The sequence below is a fragment of the Desulfovibrio sp. ZJ200 genome, assembly GCF_011039095.1.
Lineage (GTDB): Bacteria > Desulfobacterota > Desulfovibrionia > Desulfovibrionales > Desulfovibrionaceae > Desulfovibrio.
The window spans coordinates 44,095-64,228 of record NZ_JAAKEH010000001.1 but is presented as its reverse complement, the minus strand read 5'-3'; the positions used below and the strand labels follow the sequence as shown (position 1 = coordinate 64,228).

Below are 20,134 nucleotides of genomic sequence, written 5' to 3'. Positions count from 1 at the left end.
GAAAAGGCGGCTTTGCAGCAGGTGGCTTAATGAGGGCTGACCCTAGCACTGACAGAAGCGTTTCGCAAGGTTGCGGCGGGCCTGGACGCGAGCGCCGCCCTGTTGTTTTTTTCTTCCCCCGGGCCTACATTTGTGGCATCAAGGACTTTTGGCAACAGGAGAATGCTATGGATATTTTTGAAGCCCTGTTCACGCGGCGCAGCATACGCAAATATACGCAGGAGCCTGTGGCTGACGAGGATGTGAAGCTTTTGCTCAAGGCAGCCATGCTGGCCCCCAGCGCCAGCAACCGCCAGCCCTGGCATTTTGTGGTGGTGCGGGACGCCAGGGTGCGCTCGGCCATAGCCGAGCGCCATCCCTATGCCAAAATGGCTGCGGACGCGCCCGTGCTCATCGTTGTCTGCGCGGATTTGAACGAGGAAAAGACGCCGGGCTTTTGGGTGCAGGATTGTTCCGCGGCCACGCAAAACATTATGCTGGCCGCGCGCGGCAAGAATCTGGGCAGCGTCTGGTGCGGCCTGCATCCGGTGGAGGATCGCATGCGCATCGTGCGCGAGATCCTGAATCTGCCCGATAATGTCATGCCCCTGGGCCTTATCTGCCTCGGCCATCCGGCCCAGCCCTTCAGCCAGGCGGATCGTTTCAGGGAGGACAGAATCCATTACGAGTGCTGGTAGGCAACAGGCCACGCAGCAAACTGCAAAGAGCTGCACGGCAAACACATGCGCCGTGCAGCTCTTTGCAGTTTGTCAGGTTCAGGGCGGTTCAAGGCCGCGTTGCGGCGGCTGCCGCTTTCGCGTCAGCAGAGCATTTTCAAAGAGAAAATGCTCTAGCCGATGCCCTGGGCGAGCATGGCCTCGGCCACTTTGCGGAAGCCCGCAATATTGGCGCCCATCACAAGGTTGCCGGGTTCGTTGTATTCCTTGGCCGTGGCCGCGGCATTTTTGTAGATGTTGTGCATGATTTGCTTGAGCCGGGCGTCCACTGTTTCAAAATCCCAGCTCTGCATGCTGGCGTTCTGGGCCATTTCAAGCTGGCTTGTGGCCACGCCCCCGGCATTGGAAGCCTTGGCCGGGGCATAGGCGATGCCCGCCTTGAGAAAGGCATGCACAGCGTCAAGGGTTGAAGGCATATTGGCCCCCTCGGTCACGCATTGGCAGCCGTTGGCAAGCAGCGTTTCAGCGTCCGCCAGATTGAGCTCGTTCTGGGTGGCGCAGGGGAAGGCCGCAAAGCAGGGCACGGACCATACGCCATTGCGACCTTGGGGATAGTCGCTCGTCGGAGTGTACTTGGCCGAAGGCACGAGCTCGGCATAGCGGGTCAGAGAGGCGCGCTCCACTTCCTTGACTTGCTTAAGCACATCCAGCCTGATCCCGTGGGGATCATGGATCATGCCGCGTGAATCCGACACCGTCACGGGCTTTGCGCCCACTTGCAGCAGCTTTTCGCAGCAATAGATGGCCACATTGCCCGCGCCGGACACCACGCAGGTTTTGCCTTCCAGGCTTTCCTTGCGATCCTCAAGCATGCTCTGGGCGAAATAGACAGCGCCGTAGCCTGTGGCTTCCGTGCGGGCCAGCGAACCGCCGAAGAGAAGGTTTTTGCCGGTAAGCACGCCCTCGTAACGGTGGGTCAGGCGTTTGTATTGCCCGAAAAGATAGCCGATTTCACGGCCGCCCACGCCGATGTCGCCCGCAGGCACGTCCATCGTGGGGCCGATGTGCCGATAGAGCTCATTCATGAACGCCTGGCAGAAGCGCATCACTTCCATTTCGGATTTCCCCTTGGGATCAAAATCCGAACCGCCTTTGCCACCGCCAATGGCAAGGCCGGTGAGCGCATTTTTGAAAATCTGCTCAAATCCGAGGAATTTGAGGATGCCCTGATTTACGCTGGGGTGCAGGCGCAGGCCGCCCTTGTACGGGCCGATGGCGGAGTTGTACTGGACGCGGTAGCCGCGATTGACCTGAACCTGCCCCTTGTCGTCCACCCATTCCACACGAAAGGAAATAATCCGCTCAGGCTCTGTGATGCGCTCAAGAATTTTGTATTCTTCGTAGCGGGGGTTTTTGTCCAGCAGCGGCTGCAATGTTTGCAGCACTTCCTGCACAGCCTGCAGAAAGACAGGCTCATACGCATATTTTTCCTTCAGACTGTCCATGACCCGCTGCACGTACGACATTTTTCGCTCCTTGTAGAGGGGGATAAGCAATTCACTGTGTCAGGGAATTAACGGCATTTTTTTATCCAAGTTCCCGCTTTCTGACAAGCTGTTTCGGGCAACGCGCGGAACATGGACGGAACATGGGCTGTCAGCGTTGCCGCGGAAAGAACCTCAAAGCGGCACGGCCCGCAGGAGCGTCCGATACTGCTCCCGGGGCCGTGCCGTTTTGTCGGGAAGTTGCGGGAAATAGCGCGATCTTGAAATAGCGCGATCTTAGAGCAGATTACCTTTGACTTTTTATAAAAGTCAAAGGTGGCATTCAGGCGAAAAACGCGGTTTTCGCCTGAATGTACGCCGCGTTGCGGCGGCTGCCGCTTTCGCATCAGCAGAGCATTTTCAAAGAGAAAATGCTCTAGAGCAGATTACCTTTGACTTTTTATAAAAGTTAAAGGTGGCATTCAGGCTGCCGGCTCTCGCGGAGCCTGGATGGCCACGCCCAGAGCTTCGTCCAATGTGGGATGGGCAAACATGAATTCGTGCAGTTTTTCGCCGCTGTAGTGTCCGAGCAAAAGCAACTGGGCAGCTGTAACAAGGTGCGAAACGCCATGCCCCAGAGCTGCGATGCCAACCATGCGATTTTTTTGCCAGACCACTTTCACAAAACCGGAAGCATCGCCGCCGGCCTGGGCAATGGCATTGCCCGTGAGCAACGCGCGTGAAACCGCAACACCGTCGCCTTCTGCCTGAGCTTCTTTGGCGGTTTTACCCACGCGCATGACCTCCAGCGCGCCGTAAATGCAGGATGGCACGGGGCCCGGCTCGTAGGCTCCCTCAGCAGCGCCCAGGATTTGCCGGGCCACATACGCCCCCTGATGCTCGGCGGCATGCGCCAGAAGGGTTTTGCCGTTCACGTCGCCGATGGCGTACACCGTCGGCGAGGCCCGCAAGTGCTCATCCACTGTGACAAAGCCGCGCTTATCCAATGCGCAGCCTGCCTTATCAACGTCAAGCCCGGTTGTATTCGGCGCGCGGCCGACGGCAACCAACGCTTTATCCGCCGTCAGTTCCCGGCCGTCTTCCAGCCGCAAAACGGCCTTGCCCTCTCTGGTCAACAGCGAAGAAGCCTTGACGCCGGTCAGGCACACGCGCCCGGCCTTGCCGAGAAGTTTTTGCAATTCCCGGGCAATGTCCGCATCTTCAGTGGGGGCCAGTTGCGGCGCGGCTTCAACCAGTGTGACCATGCAGCCCATGGCGCTGAAAAAATCAGCCATTTCAAGCCCGATGGCCCCTGCCCCCACAATAATCAGACTTTCCGGCACAGCCGGAATGGCCAGCAAGTCGGTGCTGTCCAGAATGGCGTCATGATCCGGAGCAAGCCCGGGAAAAGAGGCTGAACGGGAGCCGCAGGCAAGAATAATGGCGGCCGCGCTCAAAAACGCGGTTTCGCTGCCGTCAGGCCCCAGCACCCGGACGCTGTGAGGGTCGGCGCAAACCCCGCGGTCGTTGAACAGGGTCACGCCCGCGTCTTCCAGACCTTTGGCCAGAGTCTGGCTGGCGGCTCTCGTATAGCGTTGGATTCTTTTCTGCAAAGCCTCATACTCCACGTCAACGGCGCCTTTGGCCACGCGTTGGCGTTCCAGGCCCCGCAGCAGGGCTTTGGGAGCCGTGGCGCCCAGAAGCATTTTCGTGGGTATGCAGCCGCAATTAAGGCAAACGCCGCCCCAATGCGCTTTTTCCACCAGGGCCACGCTTTTTCCCCCCACGGCCAGAGTCCGGGCCGCTTTGGCCCCGCCGGGTCCGCCCCCGATGATAATCGCGTCAAATCTCTCCATATACCACCTCCCGCTTATGCAAAATGTTATAGGCCCGTCGTGGCGCATTGCGCGTGCCTGTCGTTTCCGTCAGGCGAGACGGATGGCGGATCGTGCACAATCTTTGCGGATGCGCTCCGCTGCCGCCGGGGCCGCCTCTCCCGGCTCGCGCCCCTTGTGCCGGGAGAAGGCGCGGCACTCATAGAGCCTGATTTGCTGGATATTTTCAAGTCAAAAGATGTCGCAGGGCAGGGCAGACGCATAAGATGCGGCAGCCCCGTGTCGTATGGGCCTTGGGTCAGCCCTCAGTACATTGCTTGCTGCAAAGCAGCCTTTTTCTCTGCGGAGATAATATGATAACCTATTATTTTATTAATAACTTTATATATGTATTGCTATTTTTAAAAAAAGCTTCTAGATTCCATTTTGAGACTGGTCAGCATCTTGTCTGATTGCCATCAGAGCTTTGCATAGCGCTGCCAGGTGGTTCAAGAGAGAATAAAAAGCAGCGCATGGCAAACTCATTGGAATACTATGCCATGATCACTGCGATTGAGGCCGCCGAACCGTCTTCGGAAGGAAATCATACGGTTATGGATTTTCAAGTATACAAAAAATAGAAAGGCACTCTCATGAGTAATGAAAACAGAGCTCCTCAAATCGAAAAAAAGCCATTGAGCCTGATTGTCAACGGCAAGAAGGTCGGCCCGCTCAATGTGCCGGTCGGGATGCCGATGATCGATTTTTTACACCAGTATCTTCATTTGACGGGCACGCATTTCGGCTGCGGGCAAGGCGTCTGCCATGCCTGCACGGTGGTGGAAGTCCGGCCGGACGGAAGCCTTGTCGATACCCGGACCTGCATTGCCAACGCCCATTCCTTTGACGGCAAGACGATCATTACCATTGAAGGCCAGGCCAAAACAGACGCGGCCGGAAAGGTGACGGAACTGACGCCGATCCAGCAGGCTTTCATCGAAAAATTTTCCTTCCAATGCGGCTATTGCACCTCCGGCTTTGTTGCAGGCGCCACCGCTTTCATCGATCGGCTGAAGCGCGAGCCGGTCAAGCGGGACGAACTGGAGAGCGCCATTGAGGAGGCGCTCAACGACCATATTTGCCGCTGCACGGGCTATGTGCGGTATTACGAAGCCGTGCGCGACGTGGCGCTTGCCACGCCGGGCTGCGTGCTCGATTCGAAGGATCGGCCATGAAACGCACGACGTTGCGCAATTCACTGCTCGTCGTTATCGCCGTGCTTCTTGTGGTGGCGATTCTCATTCTGGCCGGGCTGTTTCGCTCCTCCAGCGTGGCCCCGCAGGCGCGGCAAAGCCTTTCGCCCGACCAGATGCGGGCGCTGGTCCCGCGCGGTCGCGAACTGGCCCTGGCCGGAGACTGCTTCGGCTGCCACTCCCTGCCGCAAGGGCCCATGGGCGCAGGCGGCCTGGCCATAGCTACGCCCTTCGGCACGTTGTATTCGACCAACATCACGCCAAACAAACAGTACGGCATCGGCAACTATACGCGCGCCGATTATCACCGCGTCATGCGGGACGGCATTGCGCCTGGCAACCGCAATCTCTACCCGGCCATGCCCTTTGTCTTCACGCATATCATGACGCCCGAGGACATCGACGCGCTCTATGCCTACAACATGAGCATTGGGGACATGCCGGCGCCCAACAAGGCCAATACCGGCGTATTCGTGCTGCCTGTGCGCTCCTTCATGAATTTCTGGGCGCTCGTGAACTTCCCGGACCGCAAAGCGCCGCAGAATGAACAACGCTCCGCCGCCTGGAACCGGGGCGCTTATCTCGTCGAAGGGCTGGCGCATTGCGGCGCCTGCCATTCCCCCCGCAACTTCACGATGGGCGTCGAATTCTCCCGCGCCTTGCAGGGCGGCGAGGTGGATGGCGTGGCGGTTCCCGCTATTACCGCCACGGCGCTTGCCGAGCGCGGCTTCGATGTTCCCACGCTGAGCGCCTATCTCGCCACAGGCATTGCCCCCCAGGGCACCTCGTTCGACGGCATGTACACGGTCACGCACTTCTCGACCAGCGCCATGGAGCCAAAGGACGTCAAGGCGACCGCCGTCTATCTGCTCACCGGCAAGGACGGCAGGACGCTCGCTCCGGCAGCGCCTCCCGCGCCGCTGCCGCAAGCCGATGCGACAAGCGGCACGCCCCTGGCCGCAGGCCGTCTGGCCTATAGTGAGTCCTGCGCGGACTGCCACGGGATGAGCGGTCAGGGCATTCCCCATGTGGGGCCGGCCATGAAAGACAATGCCACTCTGGCCATGGCCGATCCGCAGACGCTCATCAAAGTCGTTCTCAACGGTATTCCCACGCAGATCTTCAAGAATGGCGAGCGCATGTACGCCATGCCGCCCTTTGCGCACCGCATGGATGACGCCAGGATCGCCGAGCTTGTGAGCTGGATACGGGCGGAATGGGGCGGCCAGGCCGCGCCGGTGACAGCCGGGCAGGTGAGCGCGCAGGAAACCGCTGTAAAATGAATGAAATGACGCAGGGGTCCGCGCAAGGCGGCCGCGTCGTTTTTCCTGACCTTTGCCGTCTTCGACGCGCAGGGTTTTCGGATAGGAGAAAGATAATGACAATTGATATTTCGCGCCGCAATTTCATCAAAATCGGCACCATTGCCGGTATTTCCGTGTTGATCGGGCGCTTGCCGACCGCGCATGCGCTGGAGGCGCATTCGGGCCCCAGCGCGCCGGGCTGGCTGTCGCCGGACGGCAAGGCGCGCTACCGGTGGGATGCCGTGCGCAAGGTGACCGGACAGAAAGAATTCGCCCTGGACTTTCGCGCGCGCGATCTGCCCGGCTGGCCCAGGGAGCAGGCGCACGCCTTCTTCATCAAGGCGACGCGGGCCGACCGGATTTTTGAAGGCGTTGATCCGGGCATTCTGGGGCCCGATTTGCAGCCCGACCGCCTTGTGCTGCATGAGGATCTGGCCCGCGACGGCCTGACTGTCCCTCAGCCTGAGGGTTTTTCGGTCGAGTTTTACGGCAAAAATTTTTTGGTTCCCACAGGGCAGACCCCGCCAATGCTCGGGCATCCCGTGGCCCTGCTGGTATATCGCGATTTCGACAGATACGAGGCAGCCAGGCGCATGCTGCGCTTTGAAACAAAAGTGGTGAAATACGGCGCGGTCACCGGCCCGAAGACTCTGCCCAACTATGGCGCGGCACGCTATGTGCGTATCGGCGGCAGCAGCCCCACGGCCTCATCGGCGTTTTCGCCCATGCAGGATGCGGTTATCTGGGGCGCTTTTGACGGCGATAAACCGGTTTGGCCGCCGGACAGTCCCACAGGCGTTTTCGTGCCCGCCTGCGTGAGAAGAAAAAATCGAGGCGGCGGCGGCGTGCGCGATCCGCGTGCGGTGGCGCGCGAAACCTATGAGCCCATGCGGCGCGGCATGGCCGCGGCCGCGGAAATCGAAAAGGCCATCGAAGCGGCGCGCCATGACAGGAGCAAGCTGGTGCTGGAGCGGCACGGTTTCTCGCAATCCATCGACCCTAGCGCCCTGGAGCCGGACAACGGCAATGCCTGGTATGACGCGAAAACGCGCACCCTGCACCTGATCACTTCGACGCAGTCGCCGTATGAGGTCGCCCGCGCCGCCGCGGTGATGGTCAAGGACAATACGCGCTTCCCGGTCAAGACCATCAAACTGCTGACCGGCACAACGGTCGGCTATGGTTCCAAGGATCATTCCATCTTTCCGTTCTATGCCGTTGCGGCGTGCTTTTACGGCGACGGCCTGCCGGTGAGGCTGGCCAACAACCGCTACGAACAGTTTCAGCTCGGCATAAAGCGCCACTCCATCGAAATGGATGTGACCATCGTGGCCGACCGTCAGAGCGGCAGGTTTGAAATCCTGAAAGGCTTTTACAATCTCAACGGCGGCGGGCGCGCCAATTTCTCCTTCTCGGTGGCGCAGGTGGCCGCAACGGCCGCGCAGTCGATTTATTATTTTCCCAAATCCGATCTGGCGACCATTGCGCTGGCAAGCCGCGCGGTGGAGGCCGGGTCCATGCGCGGCTACGGGACTCTTCAGGCAATGAGCATCACGGAGCTGATGGTCGATGAAGTCGCGGCTGAGCTGGGCATGGATCAGATCGAGCTGCGTCGTCGCAATGCCCTGCAGGCCGGGTTTGAAAACTCCCAGGGCGCGCAGCCGCAGGGCGAACTGCGCAACATTGCCATTCTCGATCTCGCGGCAAAGCATCCGCTGTGGGTGAACCGGCACAAGACCAAGGCGGCATTCGACAAGGCCAACCCCGGCAAACTGTACGGCGTGGGCTTCGCGCAGGTGCAGAAGGATTACGGCACCGGCGCGGATACCAGCGCGCTGGCGCTGCAATTCGATGCTGACGGCACAATGCGGATGCGCCATTGCGTACAGGAGATCGGCAGCGGCGCGACCACGGCGCAGCAGGTCATTGTCCGCGAGATGCTGGGCAAGGCGCCCGATTTCGTTGAATTCGGGGTCACGAAATTCGCCGAACTGCCGGTTGTCAGCAATTGCTCTCCCTACGCAACCACGCAAAAAGAGCAGGATGAACTCCAGAAGAATCCTTACTGGGTTCCGTTCGTGCTACCGGCCATGAGCGCTTCCAACAGCGCGTATTTCATCGGCTTTGCCACACGGCAGGCGGCCCGCTTTCTGTTTGAGAACACGCTCTGGCCCGCGGCGCGCGCCATCTGGAGCGAGGGACCGAGCGGCGGGCAGATCGCCGGCGGCTTCATGACTGTGGACAAGCTGCGTGTGGTGGAGGGTGGCATCGGCGGCGACGGCCTGGAAACCCTGCCCTTTGAGCGGCTTGCCCGAAAAGCGCACGAGCTGGGGTTGGTGACCGGGGTTGCCTTGCACTGCTTCAGCCGCTGGGAATGGGCCACGGCCACATTCGACATTCCGACCGTCGGTTCCGTTGAAATGCCGGCGGATGCGCTCTCCGTGCGGTACGGCGATGGCGCTCCCGCCAAACTCAAGCGGCGTATGAGCAACGGCGGGTATCATTTCATCAGGAGAAGCAGCGTGAAGTTTCCGCCGGTGCAGCGCAATGACGCCGGCGTGACGACCTATACGCCCGCGGGCTGCATCGTGGAGCTCAACGTCAATACCTTCACGGGCGAGGTGAAACTTATGCGCCACCATTATATACTTGACCCCGGCAGCGTGATTGTGCCCGAACTCGTGTCCGGCCAGTTGCAGGGCGGTTTGGCCATGGGCATCGGCCATGCCCTGATGGAAGAATTGCCGCTTTACGAAGACGGGCCGGGCAACGGCACATGGAACTTCAACCGCTACACCCTGCCGCGAGCCAGGGATGTGGCGGTCTGGAATCAGACGGTCGAATATCTTGCGCCCCTGTCCGAAAGCTCGCCGCCAAAAGGCATGGCGGAATTGGCGATGATCCCCATTGTTGCGGCCATCGGCAACGCGATCACCCATGCCACCGGCAAGCGTTTTTACCGGCTGCCCGTGACGCCGGAAAAGATCAAGAACGCTCTGGCTTCGTAAACCGCGCCAAAGCCTTCCGGCGGGAGAGAAGAGCATGGGGCCCGCGTTCATGCTTCCGGGAACCTGGAGCGTTGAGCTGATTTCATGAGCAAAACGCTCTCAGCGCCGGAAAACGAGAAAGGGAACCAACGTTCGCTGGTTCCCTTTGTGAAAAAAACTTGGAATTTCTGGTCGGGATGAAAGGATTTGAACCTTCGACCCCTTGAACCCCATTCAAGTGCGCTCCCAGACTGCGCTACATCCCGACGCGGAAAGAATAACTACGCGGGCAGAGGCGATCTGTCAAGGTTTTTTTGGCGCGTGGTCAATCTTCGCGCCGCAGCACAAGCGCGACGAGAGGCGGCAGGTACAGGGTCACATCCTGCTCCTGGCGCTGGGGCAGCACGCGGGTAAAGTGCTCCACAGGGCGCGGGGCAACGACAAGATTGCCGTGCCCGGCAAAGCGCGTTTCATCGGAAGAGAGCATTTCCACATACTTGCCCGGGGTGACGGCGAAAGCCAGATCCTGTTGCGCGTCGAGTTCATGGAAATTAAAGGCAAAGAGCAGCCGCCCGCGCTCAAAGGCCAGCAGGCGTTTTTCCTCATGGATGAAGCGGAAAAGCGGGGCCTGTTGAAAGTCCTCCAGATGTGCGGCAACCAGATCTCGCAACTGAGCTTTGTCCCAGGCGGCCAGTTGCGCGTATTTGAGATCCGCGCGCTCGGCCAGATGCCATTGGCGGTGCGCGTAGGCTTCCGCATCCAGCCATTCCGGGTGTCCGAATTCATTGCCCATGAAATTCAAGTAACCCGCGTCCGCGGTCGCAAGGGTGATCAGCCGCATCAGACGGTAAAAGGCCAGCCCGCGCGAGACCTTCCAGGTATCTGTGAACACGGACATGCTGGCGTACATGTCGTCGCCCAGAAGCCGCCAGATCATCGCGTCGTCGCCGTTGATGCACTGGTCGTGGCACTCCACATAGCTGATGGTGCGATCATAGGGGCGGTGGTTGGTCATTTCATGCCAAAGGCTGCCCATGTCGCGCGGGGCCTCAATGCATTTGCCCCAATAATCCGGAATGCCCATGGCAAAACGGTAGTCAAAGCCCAGACCGCCTTGCGCGGGCGGGCAGGTCAGGCCGGGCATGCCGGAAAACTCCTCGGCTATGCTTGTGGAATGCGGCGCAAGCTCGTGGATCAGGGCATTGGCCAGGCAAAGGTACAGCTCGCCCGGCTCGTCGCCGCGCGGCAGGCCGTCCTTGCCGTAAAAGCAGCGGCCCACATGTGAAAAATCGTCGTCAACGCCATGATCGCGGTACAGCATATTGCCCACCGCGTCAAAGCGAAAGCCGTCCACACGGTATTCCTCAAGCCAGTAACGGCAGTTGGACAGCAGAAAGCGCCGCGTCATTTCCTGGCTGTAGTCAAAAGAAGGCGTGCCCCATTGATTATATTTTTCACTGAAGAAATATGTGCTGCCGTCATAGCGAGCGAGACCCTGCTCCGTATTGGGGCAGGCGTGGCCATGGGTGATGTCCAGAATCACGGCAAGGCCCAGGCCGTGAGCGGTGTCCACCAGCTCCCTGAATTGATCCGGGGTGCCGTAACGGGAGCTGGGCGCAAAGTAGCTGCTGACCTGATAGCCGAAAGAGCGATATAACGGATGCTCCAGAATGCCCATAAGCTGCACGGCCGTATACCCGTCAGCCTTGATGCGCGGCAGGATCATCCCGGTGAAGTCCGCGTAGCTGCCCACGCTTTCTCCCTTGTGGGTCAGGGCTGGCTGCGCCATGCCCACATGGGCTTCGTAGATACGGGGAAAAACCAGCGCGCGCGGGCGGCGGTGCCTGAAACGGTAGGGTGTGTCCGGGGCCCAGAGACGGGCGCACCATTGGGCAGGCACGATCGGATCCTGCTCGACCCATTGGGCAAAAGCGGGCACCCGCCGCAGCGGAGGGTTGGCGCTCTCCGGCCCGGCGCTCTCGGGCCGGGCAGCGCGGCTGAGCACGCGCAGTTCCAGATAGACGCCGTGAGACAGTGCTTCTTCAGGCAGCGTAAGCTCAAAGATATCGTTTTCAAGCCGGGTAAAGCGATAGTCGGCATGGCGCTGAAAGTTAAGCCGATTCGTGGTCAGCCAGACAGCCTCGGCGCAGGGCAGGTATTCCCGCACTCGCCAGCGGGTTTGGCCGGCGGCATTGGTGACGCGGTGAATGCCGAGATCTTTGTGCAGATTCGCGTAGGCGCGCAATGAGCCGTAATGGGCGATGATGCGATCCAGCTCTTCGGTAAAACGGCGGCTGCGCCGCAGCAAAAAGTCGTGGTACGCTTCCAGCGCCGGGTCTTCCAGGGGATTTTGGGGGATAAGCTGTGACATGGGGCCTCGCAGGGCAGGGGAGAGGTTGCCCCAACAAGAGCAGGGCAGAGGCGCAGCAGGCAAAGGATATCCATTGCGGCGGCTGCAAAGGCCGCAATGAGCGGCAGGATACGGCAGATCTCTTCTGTGGCGGCGGCGTGAGGAGCACAAGGCAAAAATCGCGTTTTTTGCCTTGCTCCGACCGCTGCCAGTGGCGCCGGGCATTCTCTTCCTGCGCCGGATCACGCGCCAGCGAGACCGGAGCAGAGCGCGGTTGCAATACCGCCCCCGGTGCTGTGGGCGAAAGCCGGTTCCGCCGCAACGGCTGCGCAGTCGCTGCTCGTCAGGGCATTTTCAACGTGGAAATGCTCAGACGCTACTTGCGCCACTCCTTGCCCGAGAGCGCCGCAAGGCATTGGATCAGGGATTGAGTGCCCTGGCGGCCCTGGCCTCGGGCCTGCATCATGCGGTAAAATTCTTCGGCCAGGGTCACGCCCGGCAGCACCAGTTGCATGCGACGGCACTCCTCAAGGCACAGGCCCAGATCCTTGACAAAATGCTCAATATAGAAGCCGGGCGCGTAATCGCACTGCAAGAGGCGGGGGCCCAGGCTGGCCATAGCCGCGCTGCCGGCCGCGCCGGGTATCACCAGCTCCAGCCATTGCGCCACGTCCAGACCGGCTTCTTGGGCAAAAAGCATGGATTCGCAGACGCTGAACATCACCCCGGCCACGGCAACCTGATTGGCCAGTTTGGCTTTCTGCCCGGAACCGGCCGGACCGCAATGCAGCACGCGCTGGCCCATGGCGTCAAGGCAGGGCCGGGCCTGTTGCAAGGCCGCTGCGTCCCCGCCCACAAAAATGGAAAGCCGGGCTTCACGCGCTCCCACGTCGCCCCCGGTCACGGGCGCGTCCAGGGCGGCGCAGCCGCGGGCAGCGGCCGCCTCGGCTATGCGCCTGGCCAGAGCCGGGCTTGAGGTGGTCATATCGCAAAGAATGCCGCCCGGGGCAAGCCCGCGCAAGGCGCCCTGCTCGCCCAGCAGCACTTCTTCCACATCTCTGGGGTAGCCTACCATGGAAAAGACCAGATCAGAGGCCGCGGCCACCTCGCGCGGGCTGTCGGCCCAGCGCGCGCCTTTGGAAAGAAGGGGCTCGGCTTTGGCCCTGGTGCGGCTGTAAACCGTCAGGGGCATGCCCGCGGCCAACAGATGCCCGGCCATGGACAGGCCCATGACGCCGGTGCCGATCCAGCCGAGACGCTTGTTGTCAGCCATAACTACCTCACTTGTGCTACTGGAAGCGGCGTTCCAGAATTTCTTTTTGCAGGTTTTTGCGCGACAGGGGTTTGTTTTTCCGAAAAAGATGCACATGCCGCCCATATAATTCCAGATTGCGGCGCATGTTCTCGTTAAAGGGATCGTCGCCGCTGAAGTCCCTGGCCAGCGAGGCAAAGGCCGCGTCCAGCGTTTCCGGCGTCGATTGCGCCCCGTCTTCCACCTTGCTGCGGTAGAAGACGAGGGATTTGTCAAGACTGGTATCCAGCATGACAAGCCCTCTGCGCGCAGTATCCATGATTCGGCGCAGTTTTTCAAGCGCCGCGCCTTTGGCGCTTTTGGCGTCGCGCTCCATGCTGGCCAGTTGGGTCTTGAGACTGTTGCGACGGCTGGCATAATTTCGGATGGTTTCAATCATGTAGACCCCGGTGCGCAACAAGGTCAGGGCTTCCAGCTGCTTTTGGCGCTCCAGGGCGATATTGTTTTCCTTTATGGTGTCGCGCAGTTTTTGCAAATTGTTCTTGATTTCGGCAGTGGGAGCCAGAGCAAGCAGGCGGTCCAGTTCTTCCAGGGGATTGCGGGCGGCCCGCAGGGCGGGGGCCATGCTCTCGCCGGCCTTGTTCCATTCCGCCAGAAGTTCTTGCGGGCGATTGCCGCCGGGCGTGTTGATCCCGGAAATGACGGGTCTGAAGCCGAGATCGCGGGCATGGGCCGGGCCGTCGGCCATGAAAAAGGGCACTTCTTCGCGGCGGCCCGGCAGTATTTCAGCCGCGCCGGAAAGAAAGGAACCGCCTTTGCGCACAAAACCGCCGGCCGAGCCGTGCAGACGCCCGGCCACGGAGAAGCGAAAGGCGTCCAGCGCCATTTCAGCGGCATTGCCCGCCATGTCATACAAGCCCAGGGGGTTGGGCTTGCGCGAACCGATCCGGGCCAGGCTTTCAACGCCGTGGGCCGCGCCCTCGGGCCGGTAGACCGCGTAATCGGCCTTGGAGGCTCCCGGCGGCAGGGCGAAAAAATCCTCCTGCAGCAATTGCTGGCTGCCTGCGGTCTGGCCGCCGCGCGCGGCATATTCCCATTCCGTTTCCGTAGGCAGGCGCACGAAACCCACATTGCGGCTGTCGCCCGCAAAGCGGGGCAGGGCTTCGGGCGCGTTTTTCAAGAGCCAGGCGGTGTAGCGACGGGTAAAGTCAACGGCGTCATACCAGCTCACGTCCGTCACGGGCAGCGCGGCGTCAGGCGGCGGATTCTGCGTATCCGGGCAGGCCGCGTCCATAACGGCCCGCCATTGCAGCCTGCTGACCTCGTATTTGGCGATCAGATAAAAGTAATGCTTGCCCTGCGGCGCATGCTTTTGCCATTCCGGGGGCAGATCCGCCAGGGCAAAGGGGCCGGAAAGAGCCGCATTGAAGCGCCGGTCATAAAAGGCCCGCTCGGCATTGGCGCTGTCGTCCACACCGGGACGCATGGGCATATCCCAAAGAAAGCCCCTGGACGGCACGGCTGCCAGCTTGAATGTCATGGAAAGGCCGCAGGGCATGGGCAGCACGATGTCGTCCCGCGCCGGTCGGGGATTGCAGGCATCGGCCAGGCTTGCGCCGCCTTTGGCCTTGAGCGCGGCCCATGCCGGGGAAGGGGGAAAGCCCGCGAGAACCGCCAGCAGAAGCAGGCAGAGGGGGAGGCGGAACGCAAAACCCTCAAAACGGATCAGGGCAGTAACGCGCCGGAGGCATTGCAACACTGCCTCTCGGCGGCGTGGGCCGGAAAATCCGGCTTTGTGTTTCGGCTGGGGGCAACGGCGGCCCTGCTTCCTCCGCCAGGGAGGTTCAGGCTCAGACATCACGGATTACCTCCGAAGGTTGGATGCGCGCGGCGCGTAGCGCAGGGCCCAGCGCGGCCGCAAGGGAAAGCGCGACGACAGCCGCCAACGCCAGCAAAAAATGTTCGGGCAGGAGACGGCAGACTTGCTCCAGACCGCGCAAATCCGCGCTGAACAGACGGTTGATCACCGTTGCGGCCGCCATGTAGATTCCCGAGGCCAGCGCAGTGCCCAGAATGGCGGTGCACAGGGCCTGGACCAGTGGAAAGAGCATCAGCGCGCCCGTGGAAAAGCCCGTGAGCCGCAAGAGCCCCAAAATTCTTTCCTTGCGCTTGACTCCGGCCAGGGCGCTGCTGGCCGTGGACGCCAGAAAGCCCGCGGCCGCGGCCGCGCAGATCAGGGCAAAAATCAGATCCAAGGCTCGGGCCAGGGTGGTGACCTGCTCGATCTCTTCCGCGTGGGTGTAGACATCCAGATTTTGCGCGGCAAAAGCCCGGCGCAGAGTCATGACGGCGTCCAGATTGCGCGCATAGAGCCTGAAACCCGGATACACGCGTGGCTCTGCGGGGCGCGCTTCGCCAGTCCAGCCGTTGTGAGCGCCCAGCTCGGGCACGGCGCGGCCGTCGCGAAAATCCTCGGTGGCTTCCAGCAAAGCAAGGGGAACATAGGCTGCGTCTTTTTGCTGCGCGGCCAGAGGCAGAACAGAGATGACCCGCAAGGTTGCCTCGGCGCTTTGGGTGCGGCCCTGGTAGCGGCGTTCCACCCGGCCCCGCAAAACTGCGCCCCGGCGCACGTCCAGTTTTTCGGCCGCGGTGGCCGAAAGCGTCACGCCGATGGGTTCCCTGAGCGCGGCAGCGCCGCTCTGCGCGCCCGCAGGCTTGCCGGGCAACGGCATGTCCCGAATCTGCGCGCCGTGCCGGAGCAGCAAAGGATCGCCCGGAGCTGTCGGCTCCAGTGAAACCAAAAGATGCCTGCCCTGGCCGCTGCCGAGGTTCATGGTGGCGGCAATGGCGCGGGTGCGCGGCAGCACAAAGGCCACATCCGGATGCGCGGCCAGACCGGCCAGATATTCGGCAGTATACCGGCCGCTGGTCACGGGCGAAATTTCCAGAGTAGCCGGGTCTTCGCGCAGGCGCTCGGTCAGGGTCTGGACCACGCCGAACTTGACCCCGTAGAGAACCAGCAACGGCGTGAGCACGGCGGCCAGCCCCAGAACCGCGCAGGCCGAAAGCAGACCTTCATGCGCATAATCCCTGAGCGCCAAACGGCAGGCGTGCAGCCGGGTCCGCGGCATGGCTCAGTCCTGCCCCGCATAGTCGATGCGGGCTGCAATGCCGTCCGCCCGGGGCTGCACGGCCACGCGGGCCACAGTAAAACCCGCGGCCTGGGCCATGTCCGCATTGTGCGTAACCATAATCATGCTGATTCCCATCTCGCGCGCCAGTTCTCCGAAGAGATCCAGCACCGCGCGGGCGTGCAGGGGGTCAAGAGCGGCGGTAGGCTCGTCGGCCAGCACCACGCCGGGCCCGTGGGCCAGGGCGCAGGCCACGGCCACGCGCTGACGTTCGCCCACGGAAAGCGTGGCCGGATAGTGCGCAAGCAGGTGAGTGATGCCCAGCCGTGCCGTCAGATCGGCTATGGCTTCCCTGCGTTGTTCGGCAATGCCCAGGCTTTTGCAGCGCAGCAAAATATTCTCGCGCGCCGAAAGAAAGGGCAGCAGGCCGCCGGTCTGCAAGACATAGCCCAGATGGCGCAGGCGCAGGCTTGCCAGCCTGTCCGTGTCGCCGCTTTTCCAGGCGGCCAGCACGTCTGTTTTGTGTTCCGGCACGGGGGAAAAGACAAAGCGGGTTGCAGCCTCCGGAGCATCCGGCGCGTGCTCTGCGCAAAGATCCGCTTTGGCGACGGTCTGTCCGGTTCTGCCCGGCCCCGCCATATCCGGCTTGAGCACGCAGGCCAGCAGGTCCAAGGCCGTGCTTTTGCCGCAGCCGCTGGGCCCGGCCAGCGCAAGCAAGCGGCCACGCGGCAGATCAAAGGCCGTCAGCCGCAGATGAAAGCCCTCCGCGCCGGGACGGCGCTTGCTGACTCCCCGCAGGGAAAAGACCAAATCTTCCATACTCTTGAAAGCCCGCACTCAGGGCAGCATGCTCAGAGGCACGCGGTAGACCCAGTCTCCGGCATTGGCCTGGCCGAAACTCTCCCAGTTGGCCCGATCCTTGTCGTATTCCTCATAGCGGGCCAGGCGCGACTTCAGACGATTGATAAAAGCCGTCTGCTCGCCGATGCTCATGCGGTACCAGTCTTCCTCGCGCAAAAGCATGATGTCGCTCTTGTAGGGCAGACCTTCCAGAAATTCAGCCAGTACGCCCAATTCCGCAAGGCTTTTGCCGCGCGTGGGCAGATTGGGATCCCGGGCCATGCGCGTGGAAGCCGAGAGAATGCCCTGGAAAAAATCGTGCGAATCCGTTTTTTTGGTCCGCTCCGCATTGTCGATAATTGCCTTGAGCTGCGCGCTGAGGTCATTGAGCTGATTCTTGGTCAGCAGCACAGCCACTTCAACGCTGGGGCTCTGCTCATGCCGCGCCAGCCGTTTGAGATCCATGTCCGCAATCCAGGAATTTACCACCGACGGCGCCTGATTTTCGCGCGCCCGGCCTAAATATTCCAGTTGCATGGCATATCCCAGGGTGGCGGCCAGCCGGGCAGCCGCCTGTTCGGGCGTCAGGTTCTGCGGTTTTTCATCCCGGGGCCGGGTCATGACCTTGCCCTCGGCCGTATTTTTGACCATTGCCACCATGCCTTCAGCCAGGGTTTTGGCCACAGCCGCGAACTGGCGCGCGCCTTCGGCCGGAGTGGGCGCGGACACGGCCTGATAATTGGATCTTTGGCCCGAAAGCCTGCCCAAAGCCCTGTAGCTCTGTTCGGCATAGCCATGATTCTTGACGCCGCCCGGGCTTTTGATATGCAGCACCGTGATCCAGATGCCTTTTTGCCGGGCCAGATCATTGAGCTCATTGACGCCCATGGCGACAGAAGCATACGGATCGCCGCTTTTCAGGGGGCCCGCGTCCGTGATGACCAGAATCAGACGCGAGGAATACTCTTCCCAGTTCAGATCCTGGACGGCCTTATAGACGCCGGCCAGAGAATCCTCATTGAAGTCATGGCTGGAAATTTTGGCTTCCTGCGCCTGCGCCAGCTTTTCTTCCAGACTTTTACGATTTTTGGCCGTGGCAAAATCGCTGACGACCTTTGCTACATATTCCAGGCCGGGCGTGGCCCTGGTGCTGCTGCGAAAAGCCACCACCGCAAAGCCCACCTTGTCGGCCAGCTTGTCTTTTTCAATTGTGTCGTAAATCCGGCGCACCACATTCAGGCTTTGATCAATATACGGCTTCATGGAAATGGAGGTGTCGATGACCAGGGCAATGCCGGTTTTGGGCGGCCCGTTTCTGCCCTTGCCGCCTTTTCCGTATTGGCCGGGGTCAATGGAAGCCACGCGCAGGAATTTGACGCCTTCAAAAGGATCTTTCATGTCCAGAATGGGCATCAGATAAAAGCGTTTTTCCGAGACCGCGCCTTGGGCTCCCGCGGGTTCGCTGGCCAGAATCGGCAAGTCGGCGGCTGCGGCGGGCGGCGTGCCGGAATCGGCGGGCGAGAGCCGGGCGGCCGCGGCCAGCAGGGCGTCCAATTGCTTTTCCATGTCCTCGGCTGCGCACAACGCGCTCAAATCCTGCTCGGTCTTGAAGAAAAGCACCGGCTCACGGCCTGCGCGCGGGGCAAAAAGCAGAGTGAGAGACTGGTTCCAGTCCGTGGCCTGGCCCGCCTCCAGCCAGCCTTCGGGTGCAACGGCGGAAAGGCCCGCCTGCAGCCAGTTCCCGTTACGCGCAAAGACATAGAATGCCGTGAAAGGCACAACATTTTCCCGCACGGTTTTGGCGTCGGCTTTCGGCTCGGCCAGGAGCTTTGCGCCGGGATGGCTGACCACCCGCTGAAAAAGCGATGTTTTTCCTTCCTGCAGCAAGGGCGCGGCATGTGACGCAACGGGCGGCAATGCAGCGCCCTGGCTCAGGCAAAGGGCAAGAAGCAGCAGCAGAAAGGGACGGACCGGCAATCCGGAAGTCATGATCATCTCCTTGAGCCACGCGCAGGGCCGCGGCTCATTTCCAGGTTTGCAGCAGGCTGCGGGCCTCAACGTCGCCTTTGTCCGCCGCGGCCCGGACATGGGCGCGCAGCTTGTCCAGGGCCGCGCGCGCCTCGGCCTGCCCCTTGGCCAGAGCCATGTCATACCAGCGCCTGGCCTGGCTGATGTCCACGGGAATGCTGCCGCGCGGCAAGGCGCTGACAGGATCATAAAACTGCCCCACCAGAAGCATGGCTTCGGCATTGCCTTTCTGGGCCGCGTCTTCCAACAGCAAAAAGGCCGCGTCCCCTTCTTCGGCGCTGGCGTCGGCCTTGCGCAGGGGCTTGGCCAGGGCAAGGCTGACCTCGGGGCGCGCTTCGCCGCGCAACTGTTCGCGGGCCAGAGCCAGCGCGGACGGGCCGGAAGGCGTGTTTCGCGCTGCACCCTCGGAGGTTTGCGGCGGCACGGGGGGCAGGGGCGTTGCATCAGGCGCGCGCCACACAAACCACCAGAGCGCCCCGGCCGCCAGCAGCAGTAAAAGCAGCAGCCCGGCAAGCAGGCCGGTTCTGCCCTGCTTTTTGGCGCTGCTTTGCGAGGGCAGTTGCAGCGGCTCTTCCATCGGCGCGGGCGGGGTTTCCACCGGTTCGGGAGCAGGGCTCGGCTCCGGCTCAGGTTCCGGGCCGGGCCCGGGCGAGGCTTGCGGCTGTACGGGCGCGGGATCGGGCCGGGGAGCGCGCGCGCCGATGCCCTGGCCTCCGCCCATATGCGAATAAACCAGGTTTTGAACCACCAGCGGGCAAAGGCCGGGCCCGGGCAGGCTGAGCCGATAGGATTCCAGGTTGTCCATCTCGTTGACCACAGCCGGGCCCACGGCAAGACGCAGGATGCCGTCCTTGTTCTCCCAGGCGTCGGGCCTGAGCGTGCTTTCGCTCTCCTGCCAGCCGCCGCCGGAAAGGCTTTTGCCGTCCGAGCGGTAAATCACGAAAACGGGATTCGGCATGTGGCCGGCGCCCTGCACTTCAATGAGGCCGTATCCGGGACCGCGCATGGGGTCGGCTGTAAGTGTGGCGCGCATGG

At 61.6% G+C, this 20,134-nt stretch carries 14 protein-coding genes and 1 tRNA gene; 4 read left to right on the top strand and 11 right to left on the bottom strand.

The annotated features are described in order from the left end of the window. Positions 1-167: 167 nt before the first annotated feature. Positions 168-677: a nitroreductase family protein gene (locus tag G7Y52_RS00240; RefSeq protein WP_165064300.1), complete on the top strand. Its 510-nt coding sequence runs from the start codon at positions 168-170 to the stop codon at positions 675-677. Positions 678-829: 152 nt separating this feature from the next. On the opposite strand, the gene gdhA is transcribed toward G7Y52_RS00240, so the two are convergent. The 3 genes from gdhA to G7Y52_RS00225 all read right to left on the bottom strand — a co-directional run bounded on the left by gdhA (position 830) and on the right by G7Y52_RS00225 (position 3,996). Continuing rightward, complete coding sequence (gene gdhA, locus G7Y52_RS00235; RefSeq protein WP_165064297.1) at positions 830-2,182, bottom strand: NADP-specific glutamate dehydrogenase; 1,353 nt, start codon at positions 2,180-2,182, stop codon at positions 830-832. A 47-nt stretch (positions 2,183-2,229) separates the two neighbouring features. Then, complete coding sequence (locus G7Y52_RS00230; RefSeq protein WP_165064294.1) at positions 2,230-2,547, bottom strand: hypothetical protein; 318 nt, start codon at positions 2,545-2,547, stop codon at positions 2,230-2,232. A gap of 75 nt (positions 2,548-2,622) precedes the next feature. Further along, the gene (locus tag G7Y52_RS00225; RefSeq protein WP_165064291.1) at positions 2,623-3,996 is read right to left on the bottom strand and encodes an NAD(P)/FAD-dependent oxidoreductase; all 1,374 of its coding nucleotides are present in this window, start codon (positions 3,994-3,996) and stop codon (positions 2,623-2,625) included. Positions 3,997-4,649: 653 nt separating this feature from the next. On the opposite strand from G7Y52_RS00225, the gene G7Y52_RS00220 reads away from it, so the two are divergent. The 3 genes from G7Y52_RS00220 (at position 4,650) to G7Y52_RS00210 (ending at position 9,519) form a co-directional block, all read left to right on the top strand. Beyond that, entirely contained in the window at positions 4,650-5,189 is a 540-nt protein-coding gene (locus G7Y52_RS00220) for a (2Fe-2S)-binding protein (protein ID WP_241159537.1), read from the top strand. Then, positions 5,186-6,490 carry a cytochrome c gene (locus G7Y52_RS00215; protein ID WP_165064285.1) on the top strand — a complete coding sequence of 435 codons (1,305 nt, stop codon included), beginning with the start codon at positions 5,186-5,188 and terminating at the stop codon, positions 6,488-6,490. Before G7Y52_RS00220 ends, G7Y52_RS00215 begins: the two co-directional genes overlap by 4 nt. Before the next feature lie 95 nt (positions 6,491-6,585). Next, positions 6,586-9,519 carry a molybdopterin cofactor-binding domain-containing protein gene (locus tag G7Y52_RS00210; RefSeq protein WP_165064282.1) on the top strand — a complete coding sequence of 978 codons (2,934 nt, stop codon included), beginning with the start codon at positions 6,586-6,588 and terminating at the stop codon, positions 9,517-9,519. A 168-nt stretch (positions 9,520-9,687) separates the two neighbouring features. Here G7Y52_RS00210 and G7Y52_RS00205 read toward each other — a convergent pair. From G7Y52_RS00205 to G7Y52_RS00170, 8 genes are all read right to left on the bottom strand, one after another. Continuing rightward, positions 9,688-9,764, bottom strand: a tRNA-Pro gene (locus tag G7Y52_RS00205). Between the two features lie 59 nt (positions 9,765-9,823). Next, complete coding sequence (locus G7Y52_RS00200) at positions 9,824-11,869, bottom strand: alpha-amylase family glycosyl hydrolase (RefSeq protein ID WP_165064279.1); 2,046 nt, start codon at positions 11,867-11,869, stop codon at positions 9,824-9,826. A gap of 355 nt (positions 11,870-12,224) precedes the next feature. Beyond that, positions 12,225-13,121, bottom strand: coding sequence for an NAD(P)-dependent oxidoreductase (locus tag G7Y52_RS00195; RefSeq protein ID WP_241159536.1), 897 nt, complete (start codon positions 13,119-13,121; stop codon positions 12,225-12,227). Positions 13,122-13,137: 16 nt separating this feature from the next. Then, positions 13,138-14,856, bottom strand: a complete 1,719-nt coding sequence (locus G7Y52_RS00190; RefSeq protein WP_241159535.1) for an SUMF1/EgtB/PvdO family nonheme iron enzyme — start codon at positions 14,854-14,856, stop codon at positions 13,138-13,140. Positions 14,857-14,950: 94 nt separating this feature from the next. Further along, entirely contained in the window at positions 14,951-16,231 is a 1,281-nt protein-coding gene (locus tag G7Y52_RS00185; protein ID WP_165064271.1) for an FtsX-like permease family protein, read from the bottom strand. Positions 16,232-16,234: 3 nt separating this feature from the next. After that, complete coding sequence (locus tag G7Y52_RS00180) at positions 16,235-17,050, bottom strand: ABC transporter ATP-binding protein (protein WP_165064269.1); 816 nt, start codon at positions 17,048-17,050, stop codon at positions 16,235-16,237. An 18-nt stretch (positions 17,051-17,068) separates the two neighbouring features. Next, a complete protein-coding gene (locus G7Y52_RS00175) occupies positions 17,069-19,060 on the bottom strand; it encodes a vWA domain-containing protein (protein WP_165064266.1) in 1,992 nt (663 codons plus the stop codon). A gap of 34 nt (positions 19,061-19,094) precedes the next feature. Further along, positions 19,095-20,132, bottom strand: coding sequence for a sel1 repeat family protein (locus G7Y52_RS00170; RefSeq protein ID WP_165064263.1), 1,038 nt, complete (start codon positions 20,130-20,132; stop codon positions 19,095-19,097). Positions 20,133-20,134: the final 2 nt, after the last annotated feature.

Excerpts from the sequence above, each read along its gene's own strand:
- G7Y52_RS00240 (WP_165064300.1), top strand. The coding sequence starts at position 168 with ATGGATATTTTTGAAGCCCTGTTCACGCGGCGCAGCATACGCAAATAT.
- gdhA (WP_165064297.1), bottom strand. The coding sequence starts at position 2,182 with ATGTCGTACGTGCAGCGGGTCATGGACAGTCTGAAGGAAAAATATGCG.
- G7Y52_RS00230 (WP_165064294.1), bottom strand. The coding sequence starts at position 2,547 with ATGCGAAAGCGGCAGCCGCCGCAACGCGGCGTACATTCAGGCGAAAAC.
- G7Y52_RS00225 (WP_165064291.1), bottom strand. The coding sequence starts at position 3,996 with ATGGAGAGATTTGACGCGATTATCATCGGGGGCGGACCCGGCGGGGCC.
- G7Y52_RS00215 (WP_165064285.1), top strand. The coding sequence starts at position 5,186 with ATGAAACGCACGACGTTGCGCAATTCACTGCTCGTCGTTATCGCCGTG.
- G7Y52_RS00210 (WP_165064282.1), top strand. The coding sequence starts at position 6,586 with ATGACAATTGATATTTCGCGCCGCAATTTCATCAAAATCGGCACCATT.
- G7Y52_RS00200 (WP_165064279.1), bottom strand. The coding sequence starts at position 11,869 with ATGTCACAGCTTATCCCCCAAAATCCCCTGGAAGACCCGGCGCTGGAA.
- G7Y52_RS00195 (WP_241159536.1), bottom strand. The coding sequence starts at position 13,121 with ATGGCTGACAACAAGCGTCTCGGCTGGATCGGCACCGGCGTCATGGGC.
- G7Y52_RS00185 (WP_165064271.1), bottom strand. The coding sequence starts at position 16,231 with ATGCCGCGGACCCGGCTGCACGCCTGCCGTTTGGCGCTCAGGGATTAT.
- G7Y52_RS00180 (WP_165064269.1), bottom strand. The coding sequence starts at position 17,050 with ATGGAAGATTTGGTCTTTTCCCTGCGGGGAGTCAGCAAGCGCCGTCCC.
- G7Y52_RS00175 (WP_165064266.1), bottom strand. The coding sequence starts at position 19,060 with ATGACTTCCGGATTGCCGGTCCGTCCCTTTCTGCTGCTGCTTCTTGCC.
- G7Y52_RS00170 (WP_165064263.1), bottom strand. The coding sequence starts at position 20,132 with ATGCGCGCCACACTTACAGCCGACCCCATGCGCGGTCCCGGATACGGC.